24 protein-coding genes, 2 tRNA genes and 2 pseudogenes are annotated in these 26,186 nt (G+C 30.4%); 12 read left to right on the top strand and 16 right to left on the bottom strand.

The genetic code is table 11. The features are described 5' to 3' along the window. Positions 1–28: 28 nt before the first annotated feature. Positions 29–1,177: a sensor histidine kinase gene (locus tag PG912_RS03155; protein WP_275688447.1), complete on the top strand. Its 1,149-nt coding sequence runs from the start codon at positions 29–31 to the stop codon at positions 1,175–1,177. A 125-nt stretch (positions 1,178–1,302) separates the two neighbouring features. Here PG912_RS03155 and PG912_RS03150 read toward each other — a convergent pair whose 3' ends face one another. From PG912_RS03150 to greA, 3 genes are all read right to left on the bottom strand, one after another. Then, positions 1,303–1,494 carry a hypothetical protein gene (locus tag PG912_RS03150; protein WP_260586235.1) on the bottom strand — a complete coding sequence of 64 codons (192 nt, stop codon included), beginning with the start codon at positions 1,492–1,494 and terminating at the stop codon, positions 1,303–1,305. A gap of 1 nt (position 1,495) precedes the next feature. Then, on the bottom strand, positions 1,496–1,888 hold the full coding sequence (locus PG912_RS03145) for an HIT family protein (protein ID WP_275688446.1): 393 nt from the start codon (positions 1,886–1,888) through the stop codon (positions 1,496–1,498). Positions 1,889–2,028: 140 nt separating this feature from the next. Next, the gene (gene greA, locus PG912_RS03140) at positions 2,029–2,502 is read right to left on the bottom strand and encodes a transcription elongation factor GreA (protein WP_260586237.1); all 474 of its coding nucleotides are present in this window, start codon (positions 2,500–2,502) and stop codon (positions 2,029–2,031) included. 106 nt (positions 2,503–2,608) lie between these two features. Here greA and PG912_RS03135 point away from each other — a divergent pair, with 106 nt between their 5' ends. The 5 genes from PG912_RS03135 to PG912_RS03115 all read left to right on the top strand — a co-directional run bounded on the left by PG912_RS03135 (position 2,609) and on the right by PG912_RS03115 (position 8,160). Continuing rightward, positions 2,609–3,019, top strand: coding sequence for a Rieske (2Fe-2S) protein (locus tag PG912_RS03135; protein ID WP_275688445.1), 411 nt, complete (start codon positions 2,609–2,611; stop codon positions 3,017–3,019). A 65-nt stretch (positions 3,020–3,084) separates the two neighbouring features. Continuing rightward, a complete protein-coding gene (locus tag PG912_RS03130) occupies positions 3,085–4,242 on the top strand; it encodes a 5-(carboxyamino)imidazole ribonucleotide synthase (RefSeq protein WP_275688444.1) in 1,158 nt (385 codons plus the stop codon). Between the two features lie 92 nt (positions 4,243–4,334). Continuing rightward, entirely contained in the window at positions 4,335–4,814 is a 480-nt protein-coding gene (purE, locus tag PG912_RS03125) for a 5-(carboxyamino)imidazole ribonucleotide mutase (RefSeq protein ID WP_275688443.1), read from the top strand. 58 nt (positions 4,815–4,872) lie between these two features. After that, positions 4,873–6,897, top strand: a complete 2,025-nt coding sequence (locus PG912_RS03120; protein ID WP_275688442.1) for a M3 family metallopeptidase — start codon at positions 4,873–4,875, stop codon at positions 6,895–6,897. Positions 6,898–6,942: 45 nt separating this feature from the next. Further along, positions 6,943–8,160: a carboxypeptidase-like regulatory domain-containing protein gene (locus PG912_RS03115; protein WP_275688441.1), complete on the top strand. Its 1,218-nt coding sequence runs from the start codon at positions 6,943–6,945 to the stop codon at positions 8,158–8,160. A 38-nt stretch (positions 8,161–8,198) separates the two neighbouring features. Here the strand turns inward: PG912_RS03115 and PG912_RS03110 are convergent. Continuing rightward, a pseudogene (locus PG912_RS03110) lies at positions 8,199–9,427 on the bottom strand (glycosyltransferase family 4 protein). Further along, positions 9,427–9,897, bottom strand: a complete 471-nt coding sequence (locus tag PG912_RS03105; protein ID WP_275688440.1) for a heme-binding domain-containing protein — start codon at positions 9,895–9,897, stop codon at positions 9,427–9,429. The pseudogene PG912_RS03110 and the gene PG912_RS03105 overlap by 1 nt, the downstream one beginning before the upstream one ends. A 95-nt stretch (positions 9,898–9,992) precedes the next feature. Here PG912_RS03105 and lpdA point away from each other — a divergent pair, with 95 nt between their 5' ends. Next, the gene (gene lpdA, locus PG912_RS03100) at positions 9,993–11,393 is read left to right on the top strand and encodes a dihydrolipoyl dehydrogenase (RefSeq protein WP_275688439.1); all 1,401 of its coding nucleotides are present in this window, start codon (positions 9,993–9,995) and stop codon (positions 11,391–11,393) included. Between the two features lie 121 nt (positions 11,394–11,514). After that, entirely contained in the window at positions 11,515–11,985 is a 471-nt protein-coding gene (locus tag PG912_RS03095; protein WP_275688438.1) for a hypothetical protein, read from the top strand. Positions 11,986–12,070: 85 nt separating this feature from the next. Here PG912_RS03095 and PG912_RS03090 read toward each other — a convergent pair whose 3' ends face one another. The 7 genes and pseudogenes from PG912_RS03090 to PG912_RS03060 all read right to left on the bottom strand — a co-directional run bounded on the left by PG912_RS03090 (position 12,071) and on the right by PG912_RS03060 (position 19,692). Further along, entirely contained in the window at positions 12,071–14,191 is a 2,121-nt protein-coding gene (locus PG912_RS03090) for a peptidylprolyl isomerase (protein ID WP_275688437.1), read from the bottom strand. Positions 14,192–14,302: 111 nt separating this feature from the next. Further along, positions 14,303–15,597: pseudogene (locus tag PG912_RS03085) on the bottom strand (hemolysin family protein). Then, complete coding sequence (locus tag PG912_RS03080; protein ID WP_260586251.1) at positions 15,597–15,794, bottom strand: hypothetical protein; 198 nt, start codon at positions 15,792–15,794, stop codon at positions 15,597–15,599. The pseudogene PG912_RS03085 and the gene PG912_RS03080 overlap by 1 nt, the downstream one beginning before the upstream one ends. Positions 15,795–15,800: 6 nt before the next feature. Further along, complete coding sequence (gene lptC, locus PG912_RS03075; RefSeq protein ID WP_275688436.1) at positions 15,801–16,367, bottom strand: LPS export ABC transporter periplasmic protein LptC; 567 nt, start codon at positions 16,365–16,367, stop codon at positions 15,801–15,803. Between the two features lie 8 nt (positions 16,368–16,375). Beyond that, the gene (locus PG912_RS03070; RefSeq protein ID WP_275688435.1) at positions 16,376–17,686 is read right to left on the bottom strand and encodes a tetratricopeptide repeat protein; all 1,311 of its coding nucleotides are present in this window, start codon (positions 17,684–17,686) and stop codon (positions 16,376–16,378) included. A 16-nt stretch (positions 17,687–17,702) separates the two neighbouring features. Further along, positions 17,703–18,968: a hypothetical protein gene (locus tag PG912_RS03065; protein WP_275688434.1), complete on the bottom strand. Its 1,266-nt coding sequence runs from the start codon at positions 18,966–18,968 to the stop codon at positions 17,703–17,705. Next, the gene (locus tag PG912_RS03060) at positions 18,961–19,692 is read right to left on the bottom strand and encodes a type III pantothenate kinase (protein ID WP_275688433.1); all 732 of its coding nucleotides are present in this window, start codon (positions 19,690–19,692) and stop codon (positions 18,961–18,963) included. The genes PG912_RS03065 and PG912_RS03060 overlap by 8 nt, the downstream gene beginning before the upstream one ends. Positions 19,693–19,802: 110 nt before the next feature. Between PG912_RS03060 and PG912_RS03055 the strand changes: the two genes are divergently transcribed. Then, a tRNA-Phe gene (locus tag PG912_RS03055) sits at positions 19,803–19,875 on the top strand. A gap of 59 nt (positions 19,876–19,934) precedes the next feature. Then, positions 19,935–20,007, top strand: a tRNA-Phe gene (locus tag PG912_RS03050). 82 nt (positions 20,008–20,089) lie between these two features. Here PG912_RS03050 and PG912_RS03045 read toward each other — a convergent pair. Then, a complete protein-coding gene (locus PG912_RS03045; protein ID WP_275688432.1) occupies positions 20,090–20,953 on the bottom strand; it encodes an endonuclease/exonuclease/phosphatase family protein in 864 nt (287 codons plus the stop codon). Positions 20,954–21,162: 209 nt separating this feature from the next. Between PG912_RS03045 and PG912_RS03040 the strand changes: the two genes are divergently transcribed. Continuing rightward, complete coding sequence (locus PG912_RS03040) at positions 21,163–21,639, top strand: hypothetical protein (protein WP_275688431.1); 477 nt, start codon at positions 21,163–21,165, stop codon at positions 21,637–21,639. Between the two features lie 161 nt (positions 21,640–21,800). On the opposite strand, the gene PG912_RS03035 is transcribed toward PG912_RS03040, so the two are convergent. The 3 genes from PG912_RS03035 to PG912_RS03025 are packed head-to-tail and all read right to left on the bottom strand — an operon-like array spanning position 21,801 to position 25,243. After that, positions 21,801–22,316: a gamma carbonic anhydrase family protein gene (locus tag PG912_RS03035; RefSeq protein WP_260586258.1), complete on the bottom strand. Its 516-nt coding sequence runs from the start codon at positions 22,314–22,316 to the stop codon at positions 21,801–21,803. Positions 22,317–22,322: 6 nt separating this feature from the next. Then, complete coding sequence (locus tag PG912_RS03030) at positions 22,323–23,054, bottom strand: LytR/AlgR family response regulator transcription factor (protein WP_275688430.1); 732 nt, start codon at positions 23,052–23,054, stop codon at positions 22,323–22,325. Between the two features lie 2 nt (positions 23,055–23,056). Then, a complete protein-coding gene (locus PG912_RS03025) occupies positions 23,057–25,243 on the bottom strand; it encodes a tetratricopeptide repeat-containing sensor histidine kinase (RefSeq protein ID WP_275688429.1) in 2,187 nt (728 codons plus the stop codon). 201 nt (positions 25,244–25,444) lie between these two features. On the opposite strand from PG912_RS03025, the gene PG912_RS03020 reads away from it, so the two are divergent. Next, a complete protein-coding gene (locus tag PG912_RS03020) occupies positions 25,445–26,143 on the top strand; it encodes an SIMPL domain-containing protein (RefSeq protein WP_275688428.1) in 699 nt (232 codons plus the stop codon). Positions 26,144–26,186 lie beyond the last annotated feature (43 nt).

Here is a 26,186-nt window from a genome sequence, read left to right as displayed (position 1 = left end):
ATTCTATAGAATAGTTTATATTTGACTAATGACATTTTTTAAGAATACTTATTGGATAAAGCGAATTACAATTTTTGTATCACTATTAATTGTACCTTTTATCTTATGGAATACTTATGTGTTTTTTCAAAAATTTAAAGAAGAAGAAAGAGGTAAAATTGAAATCTTTGCGGTAGCTTTTAAAGAACTAGCCTCTAACCCCAATTTAAACGAAAACACCAACTTAATTAATAAAGTTTATGAAACTATTGAAAACATTCCTACAATTCTTGTAAATGAAGATGATACAATTAATTTACATAGAAATTTAGATAGTCTTAAGTCTAAAAACCCAACATATCTTCTAGAGCAACTAACGATAATGAAAAGGCAAAATGAGCCTATCATTATTGAATATTTTGGAATTACCCAATATCTTTATTACCGAAACTCCGATTTATTATACAAACTTAAATACTATCCGTTAGCTTTATTATTAATTTTAGGACTCTTTGTAACCATTGTATATATGGTGTATAAATCGAGTAAAGTTGCGGAACAAAACAAACTTTGGACAGGTATGGCCAAGGAAACAGCGCATCAAATAGGCACACCGCTATCTTCTTTATTAGGTTGGATTGCTATTTTAAGATCTGAAGATGTAAACGAAGAATATATTGTTGAAATTGAAAAAGATGTTGACCGATTAAGTACCATTGCCAATCGATTTTCTAAAATTGGCTCTTTACCTAAATTAAAGGAATATAATATTGTTTTAGAAACACAAGTAGCGTTTAATTATTTAAAAACTAGAAGTTCTAAACAAATTAATTTCTCTTTTTCTTCGGATAAAAAAACACTTTCTACATTGTTGAATATTGAGTTATATGGGTGGGTAATCGAAAATTTAATTAAAAATTCGATTGATGCCATGCAAGGAAAAGGAAGCATTTCATTAGATATTAAAGAAACCACTAAACTTATAAAAATTACTGTTACCGATTCTGGTAAAGGAATTCAGAAATCGCAATTCAAACAGATATTTAAACCCGGTTTTACCACAAAAAAACGTGGCTGGGGGTTAGGTTTATCACTCTCTAAACGTATTATTGAAGATTATCATAGTGGGAAAATCTACGTCTTAAAATCTGAAATAGGAAAAGGAACTACTTTTGAAATTCAGTTAAACAAGGTTTAAAGTGATTGTCTATAATTTTTACCTATTTAATTAACGTCAACCTGAACTTGTTTCAGGTTCTCATCATAAACTAGCGCTGTCTAGTGATTCTGAAACAAGTTCAGAATGACGCGCTGATGTTTAGTTTATTTTTCTTTGTGATTATGCCTCATAGACCAGCCAAAAGCAAAACTTGCTATTGTCCAGATTACTAAACTAATCAATGTTTTTCTTAATGTTATTTCTTCGCCATCAAAATACGGCCAAACAAATGTCATTATAACAAACATCCACAAACCCCAAACCAATCCTGATTTTTGCCATTTTTGTAATTTCATTTTATTCAAAATTACTTGCGATACTTTCTGCTAAAACAACAAAATCTTCATTAAGTAATTTTACTTTTTCTATAAACTGAATATCTGCCATGGTATTTAACGGAATTAAATGTACATGCACATGCGGTACCTCAAGTCCTATTACACTCATACCAACACGTTCACAAGTAATTGTTTTTTCTATCGCCTTTGCTACACGATATGAGAAAGACATCAATCCGTTATATTCTTCTTCTGACAAATCGAAAAGCTTATTTTCTTCTCTTTTAGGAACTACTAAAGTGTGTCCTTTTGCATTCGGATTTATATCTAAAAAAGCGATAAAATTTTCATCTTCTGCAATTTTATATGAAGGAATTTCTCCGTTTATTATCTTCGTAAAAATACTTGCCATAATTTTTGTTTTAATGTTTCCTCGAGCGCAATTGAGCGGTTAAAATTAAATCTCTACTCTGCTCTACCTCACAATAGTAAGTAAAAATAAAAAAAGCGCTGCAAATGCAGCACTTTTATCAATAAATATTTTAAAAGATATTATCTCGAAATCTCCATAATTTCGAATTTCATAATTCCATTAGGCACATTAATTTCGGCGATATCACCTACTTTATTCCCTAACAATCCTTTTCCGATAGGAGAATTTACTGATAATTTTCCGTTTCTAATATCTGTTTCAGAATCTGCAACCAAAGTATAAGTAAATTCCATCCCATTAGTTGTGTTTTTTAATCTTACTACTGAATGAATTAATACCTTAGAAGTATCTAACTGACTTTCATCAAGAATACGTGCACTTGCAACTACATTTTTAAGTTGTGCAATTTTAGTTTCTAATAATGATTGCTCTTCTTTTGCCGCATGGTACTCTGCATTTTCACTTAAATCACCTTTATCAATAGCGTCACCAATTTCTTGAGAAACTCTTGGCCTTTCCGTATGCTCTAAATGTGATAACTCGTCTTTTAATTTCTTTAATCCTTCTGCACTATAATATGATACTTCACTCATAATTTCTAAACTTTAAAAATCTCACACCGATAGGAATGAGATTGCAACAAATGTACAAAATATTTGTAAATTCGTTGCGTTAGTTTAATAACGCTATTTTAAAATAATGAAAAAAATATTTTATCTATTTAGTTTCTTAATCACTTTAAGTTGTAGTGATAACACACCAGTTAATGATTGTTTTAGAGGGATCGAAATAAATGCCATCATAGATTTAACATTACCAGAATTTCAGGGTTTATTAGTTCCCGATGGCGAATCTCAAAATATAATTCAAGGCCGAAATATTTATATTTTTAGAACAGGTAGTAATGGTTACAAAGCTTTTGATAGGCAATGCCCAGAAACCACTTGTAATTCGTTAATGACTTTTGATGGAGTGCATATTATATGCCCTTGTGATGATAAAAAATATAATTATTTAGCAAACGGAGCACAAATTGAGAATGAAGGTTGTGCTGCTTTAATGTATTTTGTTACTCAAATTAATAGTTCGCAATTAAGAATATCTCGTTAAATCTATTTATCCTATACTTTAGATTCTTATTTTTGCGATAACAACAACACACTAAAATATTTATCTTGAAAAATTATTTTTCTTCAGACTTTAAATTGGGCGTTCTTGGTGGCGGACAATTAGGTAGGATGTTACTTACCGAAACACAAAAACTTGACATTTACACCTTAATTTTAGATAAAAATCCAGAAGCTCCTTGCGCACAGATTTGCAATGAGTTTCATCAAGGAGATTTATTTGATTTTGATACCGTTTACAACTTCGGAAAAAAAGTAGACGTACTAACCATCGAAATAGAAAATATAAACATTGATGCACTCGATAAATTAGAAGCCGAAGGTTTAACTATTTATCCAAAGCCTGCAAACTTAAGAGTAATTCAAAACAAGGCACATCAAAAATTATTTTATAAGGAACACCAAATTCCTACTGCAGATTTTTCTCATTATGCTTTTTTAGAAGAATTAAAGCATTCATACGAAAATAATGTCATCGAATTTCCTTTTGTCTGGAAAGCTGCACAGTTTGGCTATGATGGTAATGGCGTAAAAATAGTTCGTAATTATGAAGATTTACAATCACTACCTAATGTTGAATGTATTGCTGAAAAATTAGTTCCTTTTAAAAATGAATTAGCAGTAATCGTTGCTAGAAATTCATCCGGAGAAATAAAAACATATCCTGTAGTTGAAATGGAATTTCACCCAGAAGCAAATCAGGTTGAATATGTAATTTGCCCTGCAAGAATTGATAATTCTGTTGCTAAAAAAGCACAAGAAGTTGCTTTAAATATTGCTAAAACTTTAGACTTCGTCGGATTATTAGCCGTCGAAATGTTTCAGACAAAAGAAGATGAAATTTTAGTAAACGAAGTAGCGCCAAGAGCACATAATTCTGGTCATTATTCAATTGAAGCAAGTTATACAAGTCAGTTCGAGCAACATTTAAGAAGTATTTTAAACCTTCCTTTAGGAAATACCGAAAGTAAGGTTGCCGGAATTATGGTAAACCTAGTTGGAGAAGAAGGTTATACAGGCGATGTCGTTTACGAAAACATGACCGAAATTTTAAAAATTAACGGTGTTACACCACACATTTACGGAAAAAAAACAACCAAATCTTTCCGTAAAATGGGGCACGTAACGATTGTTAATAAAGACATTAATGAGGCGCGAAAAATAGCCCAACAAGTAAAAGAAACAATTAGAGTAATAGCTAAATAATTACTCGTCAAGCTGAATTTATTTCAGCTTCTCACCCAAACTCATGAGATTCTGAAAAAGTTTAAGAATCTCATTAAAAAAAACATAAAATTATGGTAGGAATTATAATGGGAAGCGATTCAGATCTTCCAATCATGCAAGAAGCAATTGATATTTTAGAAGGTTTTGATATTCAAATAGAAGTAGATATTGTTTCTGCTCATAGAACTCCAGAAAAATTAGTTGACTATTCTAAAAATGCTCATAAACGCGGAATAAAAATAATTATTGCTGGTGCTGGTGGCGCTGCTCATTTACCAGGAATGGTTGCTAGTATGAGTCCGTTACCAATAATTGGAGTTCCTGTAAAAAGCAGAAATTCTATTGACGGATGGGATTCTGTTTTATCAATATTACAAATGCCTGGTGGCGTTCCTGTAGCTACAGTTGCTTTAGATGGTGCAAAAAATGCTGGTATTTTGGCAGCTCAAATTATTGGAGCTTCTGATAAATGTGTTTTAGACAAAATTATCGCATATAAAGAAGGCTTAAAGTTAAAGGTTGAAAAAGCTTCGGAACGTGTAAGAAAATAGATTATTATGAATAGACCTCACAGGTTTTTAAAACCTGTGAGGTCTGAAAAAAGAATAAATGAATCCACTTTTACAAGATTTTAATACACCTCCTTTTTCTAAAATTACAAATGCAGACTATAAACCTGCCATTGAAGAAGGAATAAAAATAGCAAAAAAAGAAATTACTGCCATTGTAAATAATACTGATGCTGCTACTTTTGATAATACCACAGTAGCTTTAGATTTTACAGGTGAAAAGCTGAATAAAATAACTTCTATTTTCTTCAATTTAAATTCTGCTGAGACCAATGATAAAATTCAGAAAATAGCACAAGAGGTTTCTCCTTGGCTAAGTGAATTTAGAAATGATATTACGTTGAATGAAGCTTTATTTAAAAGAGTTAAAACTGTTTTTGATGCTAAAGACAATTTAAATTTATCTCCTGAGCAAGAAATGTTGCTAGACAAACAATACAAAAGTTTTGCTAGAAACGGCGCTAATTTAAATGAAACTGACAAAGTAGAATTACGCACAATTGATGCTGAATTATCTAAACTATCATTAAAATTTGGAGAAAATGTATTGGCTGAAACCAATGCTTTTGAAATGCATTTAACTGATGAAAATGATTTGTCAGGTTTACCTGAAAGTGTAAAAGAGGCTGCCAAAGAAGTTGCAAAATCAAAAGAGAAAAAAGGTTGGATTTTCACTTTAGATTATCCAAGTTACATTCCTTTTATGACCTATGCTGACAATAGAGAATTACGTAAAAAATTAGCCATTGCTGCTGGTAAAAAAGGATTTCAAGATAATGATTTTAACAACGAAGATATTGTTTTAAATATTGTAAAACTTCGTCATAAAAGAGCCAATTTATTAGGCTACAAAACACATGCTCATTTTGTTTTAGAAGAACGAATGGCAGAAACACCAGAAAAAGTGTTATCGTTTTCTAACGATTTACTAGCCAAAGCAAAACCTGCTGCAAAACATGAGTTTGATAATTTAGCTGCTTACGCTAAAAAATTGGATGGTATAACGCAACTTCAAAAATGGGACGGTGCTTATTACGCAGAAAAATTAAAGAAAGAATTATTTTCTTTAGATCAAGAATTGCTAAAACCTTATTTTAAATTAGAAAATGTAATTGACGGTGTTTTTGAAATTGCAGATAGATTATTCGACTTACAGTTTGAAGAAATCAACTCGATAGATAAATATCACGAAGACGTAAAAACATACAATGTAACAGATATAAAAGGGAATTTTATATCTCATTTTTATGCAGATTTTCATCCAAGACCAGGAAAAAGAAATGGCGCATGGATGACTTCTTACAAATCACAACAAATAAAAAATGGAGTTAATGAACGACCACAAGTTTCAATAGTTTGTAACTTCACAAAACCTACCGAAACAAAACCATCATTATTAACCTTTAACGAGGTTACAACGCTATTTCATGAATTTGGACATGCGCTTCACGGAATGCTCGCTAACACAACTTACAATAGTTTATCAGGAACTTCAGTTTCTTGGGATTTTGTTGAATTACCTAGTCAGGTTTTAGAAAACTGGTGTTACGAAAAAGAAGCTTTAGAGTTGTTTGCAAAACATTATGAAACTGGAGAAACGATTCCGATGGAATATGTTGAAAAAATAAAAGAGTCAGCTAGTTTTCATGAAGGTATGCAAACGCTTCGTCAGTTAAGCTTTGGATTATTAGATATGAGTTGGCACTCACAAAATCCATCAGAAATAAAATCTGTAAAAGATTTTGAAACCGCTGCATTTTCTGAAACAAAACTATATCCTGATGTTGCTAAAAATTGTATGAGTACCGCTTTCTCTCATATTTTTCAAGGAGGATATTCTGCTGGATATTATTCTTATAAATGGGCAGAAGTTTTAGATGCTGATGCTTTTGAGTACTTTTTAGAAGAAGGTATTTTTAATAAAGAAGTAGCTGATAAATTTAAAAATAACGTTTTATCTAAAGGAGGAACAGAAAAACCGATGGAATTATACAAACGTTTTAGAGGTAAAGAACCTAAACCTGATGCGTTGTTAAAGCGTGCAGGTTTGCTTAACAATAATTAACATTATTTCTTCTTTAATCGGTTTTTCATTTGTTATTTTTATCCAATGAAAAATCGATTTTTACTTGCCTTTCTTTTTCTTTCATTTTTCTCTTTTGCTCAAATAAGCATTAAAGGAAAAGTAGTTTCTAACGATAATAAACCTATAGAAGGTGCTTCGGTTTACCTGAACAATACAACTGTGGGAACCATAACTAACGCTAAAGGAGAGTTTTCATTTGAAACAAAAAACGGGCAGTTTGAACTTATTATTTCTTATTTAGGTTTTAAGAAAATAAACTATTCTTTAAACACTTCAACCTATAAAAAATCGTTACTTTTTAAACTTTCTGAAGAAACAAATATTTTGGATGAAGTGGTTCTTCAAAAAACAAAATACAATGAAGATTGGCATTATAATTTAAGTAGATTTAAAAGAGAATTTATTGGCACAACAGAAATAGCCAAAAATTGTAAAATTCTAAATCCTAAAGTTTTACACTTTGAATTTGATGCTAAAAACAATATTTTAACTACTTATGCAACAGCACCTTTACAAATAAAAAATAAGGATTTAGGCTACAAAATTTCTTATGATTTGGTGAATTTTGTAATAAATAAGAACTACAGTTCTTACTTAGGATATTCTAAATATACGCAATTAAAAGGTGGAAAAAGAAAACAAAAACGTTGGAACAAAAACAGAGAATTAACTTATAAAGGCTCAGTAATTCATTTCTTTAAATCTGTTATAGACGATTCGTTTACTGAACAAGGTTATGTAATTAATCAATTTAAAAGAGTTAAAAACCCAGAAAGACCTTCAGAAGATGAAATTAAAAAAGCAAGAGAATTAATTAAATTATCTCGTTCTTCCATCGTTTTTAGAAAACAAATTGATGCCCCAAAAAATGCGATTGACTCTGCAAGAATTCTTTTAAATAAAATTAGATTACCAAAATTTAGAGACTATTTATACAAATCTAAATTAACTAAAAATGAAGTTTTAACTTTCAAAAATAACTTTTATCAACTTTCTTTTAAAGATAATTTAAGTATTGTTTATAATAAAGAACTTGAAGAAGAAGGTTATATTTTAAGACTTCCTTTTAGTAAAAGAAGAAAAAAACTACCTCAAACATCTTCTGTATTTCCATTTAAAAAAAATAGTTTGGTAGATAAAAATGGTCTTTTAGTAAATCCTTTAGATGTCTATTATGAAGGTTATTGGAGTTATGAAAAATTTGCAAATTCTTTACCTTTAAATTATACGCCAGAAGATTAGTTGTTATTTTTTTTTAAAAATCACTCTTATTTTACTGTTTACTTATTCTTCGATTCAATCCACTTACTCATATATTTTGTAGCCTGTAAGGTTTGATGTTGTAATAAACTTCCAAGAAAATTATGCGTTCGATGCGTTTCTACATTTTGTTGAAGTTGATTAACTCGATCTACAAACGGCTGTTCAATGTTGTTTTTATCATAAATAGTATTGATAATCTCAACTCCGTTTTCTTGTAATTCTTTCCATTTTTTTTTATCAGAATACAACTCAACCGCTCTACTAGAAAACTTTTCAAAATCATCCGCTATAAAGCCATTCCAGTCAAAACCATCATGCATTCCTTCTGCTCCGATTAACGTTGTTACAGATGGTGTTCCACATAACATTGCTTCAGTAAGTTTCCCTTTAATTCCTGCGCCAAAACGTATTGGTGCCAAAACTACTTTTGCATTTCGTACAACTTCCATTGCATCATCAGTAAAACCTTTTACGATGAACCCTTCTTTTTTATTATGCAACTGATTTATTTGTTGCGTTGCATACGCCCCGTAAATATGTATTTCTGTTTTTGGTAGTTTTTTTCGAATAGAGTTCCATATCAATTTTAACTGTAAAACAGCATCTACATTTGGTGCATGGAAAAAGTTACCAATAAACACAAAATGCTCTCGATCTTTAAAAGGTTTCCATTTTTCAATAACCTCTTGATCAATTTTATTTAATAAAAAAGGCAAATGATATAATAAACGTTCATCAATTTTAAAAACCTCTTTCAATAATTTCACTTCATAAGAAGAAATAATTAAACTTAAATCACATCGTAATATTGCTGCTATTTCTCGTTTTGCATCATCAGACTGCAACAAAGCATCCGAAGAAAATGTTTTCCTTTTTTTAATTGTTGATGACGTGTTTTGCGTAAAAAATGTAAATCTTCAGTATCTAAAATCCGTAAAGCATTCGGACAATTTTCAGCAACACGCCAACCAAATTGTTCCTCCATCATAAAACGATCGAACAACACAATATCCGGATTCACATCAACAATAAAATCATCAAAAGAAGTAGAATTTAATTCAATACTAACCTCTTTTACTCCAATTTCAGATAAATTAATCGCTTTTTCGCCCTTTTGTGCAGGCGATGCAAATGTTATTTTGTAGTTATTCTTTAAAAATAATTCAATTAATTGCAACATTCTACTTCCTGCGGCAGAAGAATTGGGTTCTACCCAAACATAGCCAATAATTAATAATTGCCTCATTAATTCATTAATTGCTTTTTATATACTGATTGCGCATTTTTTGCCCAGTCAACCACTTCTTTAATTTCTATTTCTGTTAATTTGGCATCAAAATGTGTCCAAGTATACGAATCAATCGGCATTTTTAGTTGTGCAACCTCTTCCCAAACTTCTTCCATTTTATGCTCTTTTCGTTTTAAAGAGTAACTTTTCCATTCAGAAAAATTTAATTCATCTTTCCCTTCTTTAACATGATCTGCCATCCAAAAATTAACAGGAGTAATGTTACTATACCATGGATAGTTAGTTGCGTTACTATGACAATCGAAACATGCCGATTTTAAAATTTTATGCACATTTTTAGGCGGATTTGTTTCCGATACAAAAGGTTGAACAGTACTTAACTCTCCATTATTTTTTTTAGGTTGAAAAAATTGCATCACCACTAATACCACAATTATTAGTGCTATTATTTTCTTTAGAATTTTCATAAATTTCATTTGAGTTTTTAAAGATATGAAAACTTAATTTATCGACAAATAATTGTATTTTTGTAATCATTATTTATGAAAAAAAAACACAACTCATGAAATACGATTTAATCGTTATTGGTTCTGGTCCAGGTGGATATATTGCTGCAATTAGAGCCGCTCAATTAGGATCTAAAGTAGCAATTATCGAAAAATATTCAACTTTAGGTGGTACCTGTTTAAATGTAGGATGTATTCCTTCTAAAGCTTTATTAGATTCTTCTCATCATTATTACGATGCTGTGCATCATTTTGAAGAACATGGAATTTCGGTTGAAAAGCCTTCTTTCGATTTTGGAAAAATGGTAGACCGCAAAGCTAAAGTTGTAGAAACTACAACAGGAGGAATTAAATATTTAATGGACAAGAATGATATTACTGTTCATGAAGGTTTAGGTTCTTTTGAAGATGCAACACACGTAAAAGTTACTAAAAACGATGGGACATCAGAAGTAATTGAAGGAACAAATATTATTATAGCAACAGGTTCTAAACCATCTACATTACCATTTATTTCTTTAGATAAAGAACGCGTTATAACATCAACCGAAGCTTTAAAACTTAAAGAAGTACCAAAACACTTATTAGTAATTGGTGGTGGAGTAATCGGTTTAGAGTTAGGTTCTGTTTACAAGCGTTTAGGTGCTGATGTAACTGTAATTGAATATGCTCCAAAAATCACTCCTACCATGGATGCTGATGTTTCTAAAGAACTTCAAAAAGTTTTAAAGAAACAAGGTATGAAGTTTAACACAAGTCACGGTGTTACTTCGGTAGAAAGAAACGGAGACGAAGTTGTTGTAAAAGCAACCAATAAAAAAGGAGAAGAAGTTACTTTTAACGGAGACTATTGTTTAGTTGCTGTTGGTCGTAAAGCATTTACTGAAGGTTTAGGATTAGAGAAAGCTGGCGTTAAGCTTACTGATAGAGGAATGGTTGACGTAAACGATCATTTACAAACTAGTGTTTCTAATATTTTTGCTATTGGTGATGTTGTTCGCGGAGCAATGTTAGCACATAAAGCTGAAGAAGAAGGTGTTGTTGTTGCTGAATTTTTAGCAGGACAAAAACCACATATCGATTATAATTTAATTCCTGGTATTGTGTATACATGGCCAGAAGTTGCTGCTGTTGGTAAAACAGAACAAGAATTAAAAGATGCTGGTGTTGCTTATAAAGCTGGTAAATTTTCTATGCGTGCTTTAGGAAGATCTAGAGCTAGTGGAGATACTGACGGATTTGTAAAAGTATTAGCTGATAAAAATACGGATGAAGTATTAGGAGTTCATATGGTTGGTGCACGTGTTGCCGATTTAATTATGGAAGCTGCCGTAGCAATGGAATTTAGAGCTTCTGCTGAAGATTTAGCAAGAATATGTCATGGACATCCAACATACTCAGAGGCTGTTAAAGAAGCTGCAAAAGCTGCTTGGGACGGAAAACCTTTAAATGCTTAATACAAAGCTTTAAAATATATTTTAAAAAAGCAATCTCGTTTGGGATTGCTTTTTTGTTTCTTAACCAATTTTAAAGTAATTTAGTTGAAAATAACACAAACAAGTTATTACCCACATAGAAATGACACCTAAACAATTAGAGTATTTAAGATATGTTACTAAATCAAATATTTTAGTACATGCGAAACAAAACAATACAGATATCAACGAATTAATTGTTTTTTTAAAATCATATAAAATAATATCTAAAAAAGAAAATTCAAATTCTTTTGAAATATCTGATGGGGTTATGTTCGACAAACTTTTAGAATTAAAATCCATAGATGAATTTAAATTATGGTATTCTCAAAAAGATAAGAATACCTTTAATAATGACTTTAGAAACTCAACTATCGGACAAGTAAATCAATCTTCAACTGTATTTGGTGACACAAAATTAAATAACAGAACAGATAGCAGTAAAGTTGCTTTAAAAAACGGTTTTATGCTAAAGTTTTGGAAGTTAATATCTGAGAACAAACTTATTTCAAGTATAATAATGTTGATTATAATATTTTTACTCAAAAAATATTATAACATTGATTTAGGGTAAAATAAAAGAGAAATAATTGAATTTATTTTAACAAAAAAATCCGAACTCAATGAGTTCGGATTTTTTATCTTTTAACTTTTTTAGATTATTGAATTCCGTAAAAAGAACTCATGTTATCTTCAATATTAGAAGCTTTTTTAATTGCTTCATACATTTGAAAAGATTTGTTTTTTCTTTCGTTTACTAAACGTTTTCTGTAAGAATCGTAGTTTGGTAAAGCTGTTGGTAATGTTTTAGAAGTAACTTCAAAAGCAAATAAACCTTTATCTCCTATTACATTTTTAACAACGGTGTTTTCTTTTGCGTTTAACATAGCTCCTACTACTTTTGGTTCAAACCCTACACCAGAAATTGTTGGTGATTGTAAGTTTACATCCGTAGCATTTTTAACTGTTACAGTTACTGATTTTGCCATTTCTGCTAAAGTAGCTCCGCTAATTTTAGCTTCAATTAATTTAGCTTTTCTTTCTTTTGTTAAAATAGGACGAACGATTGCGATTGCTTTTTCAACTGGCATTAAACCTTTTTCCGTTTTAGCAGTTAAAATAGCTACTACATAACCACCTTCAACATCAAAACGTTTAGATAATCCTGTGTTTACTTCTGAATCAAAAGACCAAGTGATTATTTCTCTTTCTTTACCAATACCTGGTACAACTTCATCTAAAGATTTTAAACCTACTGCTGGTAAAGCTGTTAAATTTTTCTCTTTTACAACTTCATCAAAGTTTTTACCGTTTGCTAATTCTAAAGCAAAAGTTTCTGCATTTTGAAAAACAGTATTTTCTGTTTCTTCAGAAGCTTCTATCTTACGACCAAATGTTGCTAATTTTACAACTGATTGAAAGTTCTTTTGATCATCAATTTTAATTATATGGAATCCGAATTGAGATTTAACAACTCCCATGTCTCCTTTTTTACCTTCAAAAACAAAGTCTCTAAAAGCTGGTACCATTCTGTTGTAACCAAACCAATCGTAAAATCCTTCTTTTTCAACCGAACCTTTATCCGAAGAAAATTCTTTTACAAATTCTCCAAATTTAGATTTGTTTCCTTTTAATACAACTAACAAACTATCTGCTGTACTTTTTGCTTCTTCTTCTGTTTGAGTTACAGTAGCATCTGCATTTGACAACCCTACAAAAGGAATTAAAATATGACTTGCTTGCGCAGAGTCTGGTAACTGAACAACTGTCGTTATTTTAGATAACTTAAAGTGGTTTGCGTCTTTATATGGTCCAAAAACATCACCTTCTTTTCCATTAAAAATTTCTTCTGCAATTACCTGTGGTACTTGTACTTTAAACTTGTAATTGTTATCTAACGTAATATCTGAATCATTTTCTGATAAAAACTCAGTATAATTAGTTGTATTTTTTAATCCTTTAACTGAAATATTAGCGCTGGTAACTGAATCTTCAATTAGCTTAGCAACTTCTGCCTTAATAGCTACTTCATCATCAGAAGTTGGTTTAATATCAAACTTTACAAAGTTAATATCTCTAGAAGCATCTACTTGAAAGTTTTGCTCGTGTTTATTTATATAACTCTTAACATCGCTCTTTTTTAAAGTAACTAAACTATCAGCAATTGTTGTATAAGGAACATATACGTATTTACCTGAAACCTTTGTGTTTTCTGTTAAGTATTGTGCTTCACCTTCTTTTAAAGAAGCTCCTAAACCAGCTGCAACAAGATTATCGTATGCTGTTTTTTCAAGATTGTTTTTTAATGAAAACATATAGTTTTGCCAATTTTTCCAATCAGCACCGTTTTCTTCTTTAATTGTTGCTAAAAATTCTTTGAATTTATTTTTATCAAGAATATTTGATGTTTGAAACCTTGGATCATTTAAAATAAACTCTGTTTCATACAATTTATTCATAATATCAGCATCTCCAACAGTAATTCCTGCTTGTTCTAACTGAGTTTTGTATATTTTTTGTCTGATTAGATTTCCCCAAACTGCTTTTGCAGCTTGCATTTCAGAAATACTATTACCAGTTTGTGCTTTATAAGCATCTAAAGCTTCCGCAAATTCTTGGCGCGAGATTGTTTCTCCATTTACTTCACCAATTTCATTTACTTTACTTGCATTAAAAAAATCTGATATTGTAGAAGGGTCTAATACAAAAGCGAAAAGTGCTAAACCAATTACAAGAATTAAGAACATTGAACGTTCTCTAATCTTCGATAAAATTGCCATACGTTATTTATTTTATTTACAGTGAGCGAAAATACAATTTCATAGTAAACAATGCAATCTTTTTTTAAGCTGTTTTCAATAGAGTTCTACTTTGCTTGGAATAAGTTACGATTACTCTTCTTTATCGACCGTTTTTAAGTAAAGTGCATCGATTTTAGTAGCACTAACTTTTAATATTTTAATGTAAAATTTATCGATTTCTAAAATCTCATCTTGTTCGGGAATCGTTTCTGTATGATCGATAATAAATCCACCTAAAGTTTCGTAGGCTTCTTCCTTAGGAATATTTAAATCGTATTCTTCATTTAAATAATCGACTTCTAAACGTGCCGAAAAATTAAATTCTTTATCATTTATTTTCTCCTCTAATAATTCTTGACTATCATGTTCATCTTCAATTTCACCAAATAACTCCTCTACAACGTCTTCAACAGTGATGATTCCTGATGTACCTCCATATTCATCAACAACAACAGCAATACTCTTTCTTTTTTTCATTAAACTATTTAAAACATCATTGATAATCATTGATTCTGGCACAAACTCTACAGGTAATAATATTGATTTAATAGAGCTAGGTTTCTTAAACAACTCAAAAGCATTTACGTATCCTAAAATATCATCTAAAGAATTTTTGTAAACCAAAATTTTAGACAAACCAGTTGTTATAAATATGTTTTTAAGTGCATCTACTGATTGATGTATATCAATTGCCATAATTTCGGTTCGCGGCACCATAATTTCTCGTGCTTTTACCTTATGAAACTCTAATGCGTTTTGAAAAATTTGAATTTCAGAATCAACCACACCTTCATCATCTCTACCTCCATCCAATTGTTCTGAGATATAATGTCCTAATTCTTCTTTGCTAAATTCTGTTTTAGCTTCATCTTCTCTAATTTTAAAAAAAACAAATAAGCAGAAGTCAGAAATTTTTGTGATAACCCAAGTTATTCCGTAAAACAGCAAGTAGAATATATATGCTGGAACTACAAAAACCTTAAGTGTTTCGTTTGCATAAATTCTGAAAATTGTTTTAGGCAAAAATTCAGCGGTTACTAATATAAGTACTGTAGAGACTACTGTTTGTGTTAACAGATTTAAATCATCTAATAAATAATTTATAAATATAATGTTTGTTGGCAACAGTGTTTGAAACCAATTCATTAACAATTGTCCCATAAAGTAACTGTAAATTACTAACGCAACATTATTACCCACTAACATAGTGGTAATAAATTTTGATGATTTCTCAGTAAGTATTGCTAAAATTTTAGGTAAAAAACCAGCTCTTTTTTTTCTAACTCAATATGTAATTTATTGGCAGAAACAAAAGCTATTTCCATTCCTGAAAAAAAGGCTGAAAACAATATAGAAGCAAAGATTATAATGATTTGGAATTCCATTATTGTTGTTGATTTCTCTTTGCTACTTTTCTTCTAAAGTGGCGTTTAAAAAAGAAAATTAAGGTAATAAAGATACCAAAGCCAAACATAATAAGCGCTTCTTGTTTATCTGAACTCCATTTTAAGATGCCTTCAATAAAAAAGATTACTCCAAGTACAAGGTATCCGTATTGTAAATATTTCCAAAGTGTATTCATATTATTTTATTTTTGATCCGTCTGAAAGTCTCCAGTAATATCTTTAGCAATCCATTTGGTTAAATCTTCTCTAGACTCAAAACCAAATCCATTTATAGTATCTCTTAATGTCGTTAATCTAAAACCATCTTCGGTAAAAAAATAATGTTCTTTTTGATCCCAAAATAATTGGTTGGTTTCTAATTTTGTATGTTCCCTGTGATTTAAAATTACCACATTTCCTTTAATCTCAGAAACACTTGTTTTATTATACGCTATTGCATAATTACCTGTAATAGTTGTAGAATCCTTTCCTCCTTTATCAATCGAAACAATTTTTATTCCTTTAGGAAACTCGTTATAAGGATGCTCCTTACGGTTAGAAAAATCATAAAAAACAGCTGCATTTGTTTTTGATGTTATTTTACCTGAATCTTTTTTTATGTGATAAATATTTTTAGCCATACCAATAGGCATGTTTTTATCTGCCAAAAAATCGCGTACTTCTTTTTTAGAGTTGGTACAAGAAAAAAGCATTGCTACCATAAAAATGGTAGCAATGCTTTTACATATATGTATTGAATATGATTTCATTCCGTTTATTAAGGAATACGCACTGTTTCTCCTATCCAACATCCAATCCTATGAGTTCCTCCAGATGCTACACCTTTTTGAAATACTAATTTCTTAGATGGCATGTTCTTTCTATAACTAGAAATGTATCTGTTAGCCCCACAACCTGGATCTACTTTTTTAGCTTTTAATGCTTTATTTAAAGCAGCTACGTATACCATTCTTTTTTCAAATTCATCACTACCACAAGAATTTGCACTCTTTTGGTATAAACTAGCAATAAACAAATAAGCTTTCCCCATATTAGGATTATACTTTAATGCTTGGTAAGCTAAAGCTCTTGCTCTTGCACCACTTGCACCTTGCGCTTCTCTTAATTTATACTTCGCCTTTACAAAAGGATCTGTTTCTAAATCGAATGCTTTTTTTCTCATTTTAGCAGCACCACTTCTATCTCCGTTCTTAGCTAAAACTCCAGCTACGAAATTAAAAGCATCCGAAGATTGAGTTACATCTGCATATGCTTTTGCCAATTTCTCGTATAAAGGATCTGTTTGACAACCTTTATTATGCATTCTATTTACAGCTCTTTTTAACCAAACACCATCAGTTTTCTTTCCTTCAAAATCCCTAGTATAAATAGGTATTAATCGTTCGCATGTTGCAATTTTAGAAATCATAGCGTCTAAACCACCTTCTACTTGACCTAAAGCATCTGAATTAATAGTGAATGCTTTTAAGTTTCTTCCCTCTCTAGCGTCAATAGTTCCTAAAGAATCTTTTTCTTGTAACTTCGCTATTCTCTTATTGTAATCTTCTAATTTTACTTCTACAGATTCCATTACATCATCATAAGTATCAAATACTTTTTGAGGATCTGTATCTTTATTCTCTTCTGCAATAGCTTTAAAATATCTAAAAATATTTTTTACACTCATGTCTGTAGGAGAAATATCGTATGCCTTCTTTAAAATTTCAAAAACTTCTGCATCAGTAGCTAATTTATTTTTTATCAAAAGCTTAGCGTAATCACTATGCACTTTCGCAGGTCTTTTTCCTGGAAAATTTAACAATCTAGCGTTATAAATTCTTTTTGCTAACGGATAATCTTTAGTGTTCTTAGCAACTTTAGCCCCTAATACATATATATTGACTGATAATTTTGGGCAATTAGTTAATAAATGCTCTAAATTTATTTTAGCAGCGTCATATTTCTTTGTATTTGCATCTCCTTTAAAAAGATTATACTTTACATTACAATCTTGCCCCGTTTGTGCATTAACACCATTTACGGCTACAAACAAAAATAAACCTGTTAGTAAATACGTAATTTTTTTCATCCTGTATTAGTTTTTATTAATCAATTTTTCTTTTATTAAACCACTTAAGACTATTTAAAGACAAACTTAATCTAATATTAAAATAGTTTTCTTTTGCTAAGTTATTATCGGTTGTTCCTTTTTGCCCATATTCAAATCCAATGTTTACATTTGATAATTGTCTTGGCAATGGTAATCCTAAACCAACATTTATGCCAAAGTCCTTAATTGCTGTAAAATCATTAGTTGTTTTCACTAACAACCCAGTATCTTCGAAACGCAAACCTGCTCTATAGGTAACTCTGTCCCAGTAACTTGAAATTGAATTTACTTTAGGAATATAGTATCCTCCAATTGAAAACTTACTTGAATCGTCGTACTTATACCCTGCTCCATTAGATATCAAAGAACTATTAGTTCCTAATGCACTTTGCATCTGTTGATTTACTCCTACATACCATTTATTCTCTTTCCCTAAACCAACTCCAAAGACTGTTTTCATAGGCATATTTACATCTCCTGTTACTTCTCTATTAAATAACGTTTGTTTTACATCAAGTTCTCCATTAGTTGCAGAAAACGTAAACATTTTCTCATTTCCGTTTGCAGACAAATCGCTATCTACAGTAACTGACGCACCTAAAAATAGGTCCATTTTATTTTTCAATTCTCGTTTATACTGCGCTCCTAATTTAAATTGCCCCCCTCTAATATTAACAGATTCTTCATGCTTTGTTGGACGCAAATTATTTAGCCTTTGATTAATAATATTATTTTCTAAATTCCCAAAAACATAACCAGCCTCTATACCTAAAGACAGCCCTTCATAAACATACATACCAAAACTGGCATATATTTTATTTGTACCACCTTCTCCGCTGAACAAAGAAACATCTGTTTCATCTTTATTATCTAATAATGAATATCCTACAGATGAAAACGGCTGTAAACCTACCGAGAAACCAGCTTTTTTACCAATAGGAAACCCTAATGAAATGTATCTTAAATTTGTTGAATTACCTGATTGTGATGAATTTTCTTCCTTAAGTGTTAAAAAACTTACACTACCACCTATACCGTAAGTAGCAACAGTCAAGTCTGCATTTGCGGCTGGATTGGTAAAGTTTAAATGAAACCTATCTTTTAAAGCAACACCAATACCTCCCATAGATGCTTGTTCTACCGTTACTGCTTCAAAATTTTCTCCAATTCCAAAATAAGAATATGGTGATGCACTATTTCTTTGGGCTGATATTGTTACTGTGCTAAGCACTAACAATCCTAATATATATCTCTTAATCATTTGTTAAATTATATGTCAAAACAGTATGTAATCCTTCCAAAACAAAATTTGGATGGGCAAATATGCCACTTTTTAATTGTTTAGCCAAGAAATATGTGTCTCCTCCTGTTAAAACAACTGTTAAATCTCCATACTCACTTCTATATTGATTAATAACACCCTCAATTTCATAGCAAACACCATTTATAATCCCCGAATGTATTGACGTATTTGTATCCCTTCCTATAAATTCAGCAACTTCTGTTAATTCTAATAATGGTAATTTAGAAGTGAATTTATGTAATGCTTGATACCTCATTTTTAAACCTAATGATATTGCACCGCCTAAATACTCTTTTTTATTATTGATAAAGTCGAAAGTAATACAAGTACCTGCATCAATAATTAACACATTTTTATCTGGATATTTTTTTGTAGCGGCTGCGGCCAACGCTATTCTATCAACACCTAATGTTTCGGGAGTTTTATATTTATTTTTAAACGGAACTTTAGTTTTCGAATTTAAGTGTATCGGATCTAATAAATCACTAATTTCTTGTACTACTTTTTCTGAAATATTGGAAACTGAGGACATAATAGTTGCTGAAATAGAAAAATTTTTAATAATTTTTTCTATTTCAAACACAATTTCTTCCTTCTTAAAAACAAAGATCTCTTTAATTGTATTCAATTCAAAAACAGCTGCTTTAACTCTTGTATTACCAACATCAATAATTAAATTCATCTTTACATTTCTTAGAATTCAAATTTACAATACATTTTTTTTAAAACAAATACTTTGTATAATTAAAAAACGGTTGTATATTTGCATCCGCTTAACGAAAGTAGCAAACTGGTGCCTTAGCTCAGTTGGTAGAGCAAAGGACTGAAAATCCTTGTGTCCCTGGTTCGATTCCTGGAGGCACCACTATAATTTTCTCAATGTAATTGTGAATTTTATTTTGTTACTTTAATAAAGCAATCAACGGTGCCTTAGCTCAGTTGGTAGAGCAAAGGACTGAAAATCCTTGTGTCCCTGGTTCGATTCCTGGAGGCACCACCGAAAAAACCCGAACTTTTGTTCGGGTTTTTTGTTTTTACAACATAAAAAACTCATTGTTTTAGCAATGAGTTTTTAAGTTTTATTTTAATCTGAATTGCATCTCTACGGGTAAATGATCGGAAGCCTCACCAAAATCATTCAATACTTTTCCGCTTACATATTCAATAGAGTTTTCGGTATAAAAAATATAATCTATTCGTTCGAAAGGATTTTTACTATTAAATGTATTTGAAGGGTTTACAGCGTTAAAAGCAGCGTTTCCTATTCCCTTCATTTTAAATATTTTTTGAACTGCCGCACTTTCATCTCTTGCTCTTGAATTAAAATCACCCAATAATATTGTTGGATACTTATCCTTATACTGATTAAACAACTCTAAAACATATTCGAACTGACGCACTCGTGTTGACTTATCAAAAGCTTCTAAATGAATATTTATTAACACCACTTCTTTGCCTTCTAAAACAACTTTTACAACTTGCGCCAATCTTTCTAAATACAATGCATCTCTATAAAAAGGATTATCTGGTACACGCTCTAAAACAATGCGCTCGTACTCTTTTAATTTATATTTACTGATGATTGATTGCCCTGAAATTACTTTTCCGAAATGCATACTTGGTGGCCAATACGGAAAAGGCACATATCGTTCATCCCAATTTACACCTCTTGCTGCATAATTATATCCTAAGTTCATAAAAGCTTTTTCTTGATCTACCTCATAAGACCTCGATGCTTTGTAATCAATTTCTTGAAAAGCAACAATATCTGGATTTACTTTCTTAAGTTCCGCTTCTACCTTTTGCTGATTATCTTCAAAAAGTTTCCTTGGTTTTGCTACCGGTAAATTATTTGTCATTCCACTTAAATAACCCACATTATAAGTTACAATACTGTATATTGAATCATTTATTACAGCTACTGGGTTTTCATTCTCTAACAACTCGGCATATTCTTTTTCATCTATTGTTGGTGATGATGCCCAGAAAAAAAGATTGCAAATGCAATCATTACCAAAACAAGTAGCCTTAATATAGGTTTTATTATATTTTTCATAAAATTTAAAGAAATGTTAAAATTACTTTCAAATTTAAACTTTTTTAAAGAAGCGTAGTCATAGATATATAAATAAACCCTTAAAATTTTACAAACATGAAAAAAATAATAGCAATATTAGTTGTAGCGCTTAGTTTTAGTTTATCTACTCAAGCTCAAAAAGGAAAGAAAAATAAATTAGAACGATTAACTGTGGCACAACAAACAGAGTTGGCTGTTAAAAAGATGACCTTAAATTTAGATTTAACAACGTCTCAACAAAACCAAATAAAACCTTTATTGGCTGAAAAAATTGCAAAACGTAAAGAAATGCAGGAGCAAAAGAAAGCGATGAAAGAGAGTGGCGAAAAAAGAGTAAAATTATCTGCTGATAAACGTTTTGAAAAGAAAAATAAAGCTTTAGATAATAAAATTGCTTTTAAAGCCGAAATGAAACGCATCTTAGACAAACAACAATTTGAAAGGTTTGAGAAAATAAACAAGAAAAAGGCTCACAAAGCTAAAAAGAAAATGAAAAATAAAAAACGTAGAAAAGCTTCTAAAAAGAAACATAAAGAACACGAAAAAAAGTAAATAATAGTAGATTAGTTTTTTGATTGAAAGCCCGATTTTGGAAACAAAATTGGGCTTTTTACGTGATTCTGGTTTTGCGTTAGGGATTGAAGTGGCATCCTTTTTTGAGGCACGAAAAAAAGATACAACGTAAAGCCCGACCTTTAGGTAACGCCCAAATATTACTCCTTAAACCAACTTGAATATTTTACATAATTATTAGCAATTCGGTCAATTTCTCCTGAAATTAATTCTTTAGAAACGTCTTTAATTTTTTTGGCTGGCACACCGGCATAAACACTTCCGCTTTTTACAATTGTATTCTTAGAAACCACTGCTCCGGCTGCTATTATCGAGTTCGATTCCACAATACAATCATCCATAATTATGCTTCCCATACCTATTAAAACATTGTCGTGAATGGTACAACCGTGCACGATTGCATTGTGCCCAACAGAAACGTTATTACCAATTGTTGTAGGTGATTTTTGATAGGTTGCATGGATTATTGCGCCATCTTGAATATTTACTTTATCACCCATTTTTATATAGTGCACATCGCCTCTTATTACAGCGTTAAACCAAACGCTGCACTCTTTTCCCATTTGCACATCGCCTACAATTGTGGCGTTTTCTGCTATGTAACAATCTGCTGGTATTTGAGGAGATTTACCGTTTACTGCTTTTATAATTTTCATTCGTTTTTATTTAAAATATGATAATAAATTTGCTTTTTTTGATGCGGATACCATTACTTCTTTTCCGTTAGATAAAAGTACGCTTCCGCCTTTACCTTTTTTATATTTTACAATTTCGTTTACGTTCACCAAATATGATTTGTGCACACGTGCAAAACCGCTTTCTTTTAAAAGATCATCAAAGTGTTTTAAGGTTTTACTAACTACTTTCTTCGTGTTTTCGAAATAGATTTCGGTGTAATTATCGTCTGCCTTGCAAAACAAAATATCACTAACCGAAATAACTTCAAATCCGTCTTGTTGCGGAATCGTTATTTTATTTAAATTAGCAATGCTTTTGGTTGTTAAAACAGTGTTTTCTAACGTTTGTTCTTTTGTTTTAATTTCTTCAACTAAGTTTACCGCTTTAATCAATTCATCTATTGAAATAGGTTTTAATAAATAATACGTTGCTTGATTGTTTAAGGCTTCTATTGCATAATGATCGTAAGCAGTTACAAAAATGGTTTCGAAGGTTTGATTTTCTATCTTTTCTAACAAATCAAATCCGTTTCCGTAAGGCATTTCTACATCTAAAAACACCAAATCTAATTCGTGTTCTTCAATTAATGTTTGTCCGTCTTTTATATTATCCGCCTCTCCTAACAACTGAATATTTGGGCAATATTTTGTTATATAATTCCGCAAAATATCTCTACCAATAGCTTCATCTTCAATAATGATTGCTTTTAACTTCATCTTTAATTTTTCTTTAAAATCAGTTCGACTTTTGTTCCGCTACCATCTTCAAAAAGATCCGAAACTGTAACATCAATTTTATCTTTGTACATACTATTTAAAATAGCAATTCGATTTTCGATAGTACTAATTCCTTTCGATTTTTGCTTTAGCTGATGTTTTGTTTTCATTTCCATCGACTTTTTACGTCCTACTCCGTCATCTTGAACAGTTATTAAAATTGTATTTACTGTTTGCTGACGCATAGAAATCTCTAAATTCCCTTTTTCTTTTTTATAACGGAGTCCGTGCCAAATAGCATTTTCGATATAAGGTTGTAATAACATTGGCGGAATAGAAAAGTTTTCTTTTTTGATTTTTTCATCAACAAACATTACATACTCAAACTTGTCTTTAAATCGATTATGCTCTAACTTCACATACAATTCTAACAGCTCTATTTCTTTTGCTAACGGAATAAAATCTTCATCAGAATTTTCTAAAACTGACCGCATTAATACTGAAAATTCTGATAAATAACGATTCGCACTTCGCTCATCATTTACAGCTATAAAATTATTTACCGAGTTTAAGGCATTGAATATAAAATGCGGATTCATTTGTGATCGCATCGACTTTAACGCCAATAAATTATTCGCTAATTTTTGTTGTTTATTGGTTCGAAACATAAAATACACCAACAAACTCATTAAAAAGAAACCTCCTATTAATGAATAAATAATCAGTTTTTGTTGCTTATTACTTTCCTGTATTAATTGCTGATCTTTATAAGCCAAGCTAATTTTACTATCGCTTAATTGCTTATCTTTTTCAAGACTTCGGATTCGGTTTTGGTTGTTTGCTATTTTCTTTCCGAACCTTTTTACTTGTTGAATTTCTTGCTCTTTTTTAGAATATAACGTATCCACCAACTTCACATAATCCTGATAGCTTTCTAACGCTTTTGTATAATCTCCTACTGTTGCATATACTTCTGATAGTTTACGCGTTGCATCTTTTTCTATAATTAAATCTTCTTTACTATTCGCGTCTTTTATACTTTTCTTTAAAAAAGGAATAGCTTCGTTATAAGATTCTTTTTGAATATAGGCGTTTCCTATCTTGTAATTTATTTTTTGAGAGGTAATAGAATCTACCAACGATTCTTTTTCTTCCGTTTCAATAACAATATCATCTGCTGCTACCAAACTTTGTTTTCGCAATTGAATTTCATCATCATACCTACGAGACAAATTATAAAAATCAGCTACTTTTTGCTGTTCTTTTAAAGCTCTTTTTTTATTTTCTTTGGATGCTAACTTTAAGGAGTTTTGAAAATACCCATCTGCTTTCTTTGTTTTTCCCTGAGCGGCAAAAACTTCTGCCAATTTTGAATTTAAATCGGTTATTTTAGGTGTTACATAATCGTTTTTTGCAATTTTTAAAGCTTTGGTATAATTAGTAGTAGCTTTAGCATAATTCTTCTTTGCCATAAACACATCTCCCAAACCTTCATAGCTCTTTAATTTTTCGTAATTGGTTAGTTTACCCTCCAGGCTTTCCCGATAATTCTTTTCACTATCATCATATTTATTTACTAAAAACTGTGTTTTAGCCAATAACAAACGAACACTTGCTTTGTTATCTTCTCTTAAAGACACGCTATAGTTTTCTACTGCTAAATCATACTGTTTCCAATAAAAATAAACATCACCTAACTCTTTATATGTAATTGCTTTTCGGCTTTTAGAAGATGAATTTAAAAGCATTTTCTCAATAACGGCTAAACTTTTATCAATATCTTTTTTCTTGTAAAAATTTACAGAATCTAAATACTTCGGATATAAATCTACTTTTTTTCGACCATACGAACTTAGTTTTGATTTCCTCTTCTGATTAAAATCTTCAACCACTACCTTAATATCTTCATTATCTTTAATCGTATAATAAATAGTTTCAAATCCCGAATGGGAAACAACTAATTGATTACCTGTTTTAGCGGTTACAATATATTGTCCTTTTATGTGTGAAAAATTAAATACGTTACCATTTACTTCTACAACCGCATCTTTAATAGATTGATTTGTAGCTTCATCAACAACCTTAACTTTTACCGAAAACTCTTTCCCTTTCTCTTCAAAAACTTGAGAATAACTAAAAGAAAAATTCAACAATAATAATGTAAATACTATTTTAAAAAATCTATTCATATTTTATTTATTACTGTAAACATACACACAAAAACTGAGTTCAAAAAATGAGACTTCCTAAAAAACAACACTTAAAAATACTAAAAAGTTGCTTTCACTCATTTTACAAACCACTTTACTCATTCATTTTACACACATACTCATTCGCTGTTTTATAAAAAGAAAGTTGCTTGTAGATTTGACAGTATAAAACAACAAACTATGAAAGCATTCCATATTATTATTTTCCTTTTTTTATCAGCAACATTTTTTGGTCAAACATTAAAAGACAGCAAACCTTTTATTGAAGTTACCGGAAGCGCTGAACTGGAAATTAGTCCTGATGAAATTTACTTAGATCTTCGTTTAAAAGAAAAGATGAAAAATGGTAAAAAAACAACACTTACAACTTTAGAAAACGCTCTAAAAACAGCACTAGAAGCTATTGATATTCCTAAAACTGATTTATTCATTTCTGATATTAATTCGGTTATTTCAAAAACGGGTTGGTTTAGTGAAGAAGTCTTATCTATTGGTAAATATTCATTAAAAGTTACCAGTCCGGATAAATTAAAAAAGGTATTTGAAGTTTTCAAGAAACTTAAAATCACAGACACAAAAATTACCAAAGCGACACATTCAAAATTAACATTTTACAAAAGAGAAAATAGAATTGCTGCAATAAAAGCCGCGAAAGAAAAAGCTAATTATTTATTAAATGCAATAAACTCATCTACAGGAAAGCCTTTAAAAGTAAATGAAACAGCACATCAATTGCAAAATTTCGCACAGTTAAATCATTTAAATATTACTTCTGAATATAGTAGTATTTCTAAAACGAAAAATTACAGAAAAAATATTGTTCAATTTGAAAACATAAAACTAACCTCTTCTATATATGTTGTTTTTGAAATTAAATAAACAACATAATCAAAATTCTATTAACAATTTAAAACATAAAATT

Source organism: Tenacibaculum retecalamus (genome assembly GCF_027941755.1).
GTDB classification, from domain to species: Bacteria; Bacteroidota; Bacteroidia; order Flavobacteriales; family Flavobacteriaceae; genus Polaribacter; species Polaribacter haliotis_B.
The sequence above is the reverse complement of the archived record's forward strand: the minus strand, read 5'-3'. Positions and strand labels throughout refer to the sequence as shown.

What these genes read in the sequence shown, in the direction of transcription:
- PG912_RS03155 (WP_275688447.1), top strand. Translation starts at nt 29, where the DNA reads ATGACATTTTTTAAGAATACTTATTGGATAAAGCGAATTACAATTTTT.
- PG912_RS03150 (WP_260586235.1), bottom strand. Translation starts at nt 1,494, where the DNA reads ATGAAATTACAAAAATGGCAAAAATCAGGATTGGTTTGGGGTTTGTGG.
- PG912_RS03145 (WP_275688446.1), bottom strand. Translation starts at nt 1,888, where the DNA reads ATGGCAAGTATTTTTACGAAGATAATAAACGGAGAAATTCCTTCATAT.
- greA (WP_260586237.1), bottom strand. Translation starts at nt 2,502, where the DNA reads ATGAGTGAAGTATCATATTATAGTGCAGAAGGATTAAAGAAATTAAAA.
- PG912_RS03135 (WP_275688445.1), top strand. Translation starts at nt 2,609, where the DNA reads ATGAAAAAAATATTTTATCTATTTAGTTTCTTAATCACTTTAAGTTGT.
- purE (WP_275688443.1), top strand. Translation starts at nt 4,335, where the DNA reads ATGGTAGGAATTATAATGGGAAGCGATTCAGATCTTCCAATCATGCAA.
- PG912_RS03120 (WP_275688442.1), top strand. Translation starts at nt 4,873, where the DNA reads ATGAATCCACTTTTACAAGATTTTAATACACCTCCTTTTTCTAAAATT.
- PG912_RS03115 (WP_275688441.1), top strand. Translation starts at nt 6,943, where the DNA reads ATGAAAAATCGATTTTTACTTGCCTTTCTTTTTCTTTCATTTTTCTCT.
- PG912_RS03105 (WP_275688440.1), bottom strand. Translation starts at nt 9,897, where the DNA reads ATGAAAATTCTAAAGAAAATAATAGCACTAATAATTGTGGTATTAGTG.
- lpdA (WP_275688439.1), top strand. Translation starts at nt 9,993, where the DNA reads ATGAAATACGATTTAATCGTTATTGGTTCTGGTCCAGGTGGATATATT.
- PG912_RS03095 (WP_275688438.1), top strand. Translation starts at nt 11,515, where the DNA reads ATGACACCTAAACAATTAGAGTATTTAAGATATGTTACTAAATCAAAT.
- PG912_RS03090 (WP_275688437.1), bottom strand. Translation starts at nt 14,191, where the DNA reads ATGGCAATTTTATCGAAGATTAGAGAACGTTCAATGTTCTTAATTCTT.
- PG912_RS03080 (WP_260586251.1), bottom strand. Translation starts at nt 15,794, where the DNA reads ATGAATACACTTTGGAAATATTTACAATACGGATACCTTGTACTTGGA.
- lptC (WP_275688436.1), bottom strand. Translation starts at nt 16,367, where the DNA reads ATGAAATCATATTCAATACATATATGTAAAAGCATTGCTACCATTTTT.
- PG912_RS03070 (WP_275688435.1), bottom strand. Translation starts at nt 17,686, where the DNA reads ATGAAAAAAATTACGTATTTACTAACAGGTTTATTTTTGTTTGTAGCC.
- PG912_RS03065 (WP_275688434.1), bottom strand. Translation starts at nt 18,968, where the DNA reads ATGATTAAGAGATATATATTAGGATTGTTAGTGCTTAGCACAGTAACA.
- PG912_RS03060 (WP_275688433.1), bottom strand. Translation starts at nt 19,692, where the DNA reads ATGAATTTAATTATTGATGTTGGTAATACAAGAGTTAAAGCAGCTGTT.
- PG912_RS03040 (WP_275688431.1), top strand. Translation starts at nt 21,163, where the DNA reads ATGAAAAAAATAATAGCAATATTAGTTGTAGCGCTTAGTTTTAGTTTA.
- PG912_RS03035 (WP_260586258.1), bottom strand. Translation starts at nt 22,316, where the DNA reads ATGAAAATTATAAAAGCAGTAAACGGTAAATCTCCTCAAATACCAGCA.
- PG912_RS03030 (WP_275688430.1), bottom strand. Translation starts at nt 23,054, where the DNA reads ATGAAGTTAAAAGCAATCATTATTGAAGATGAAGCTATTGGTAGAGAT.
- PG912_RS03025 (WP_275688429.1), bottom strand. Translation starts at nt 25,243, where the DNA reads ATGAATAGATTTTTTAAAATAGTATTTACATTATTATTGTTGAATTTT.
- PG912_RS03020 (WP_275688428.1), top strand. Translation starts at nt 25,445, where the DNA reads ATGAAAGCATTCCATATTATTATTTTCCTTTTTTTATCAGCAACATTT.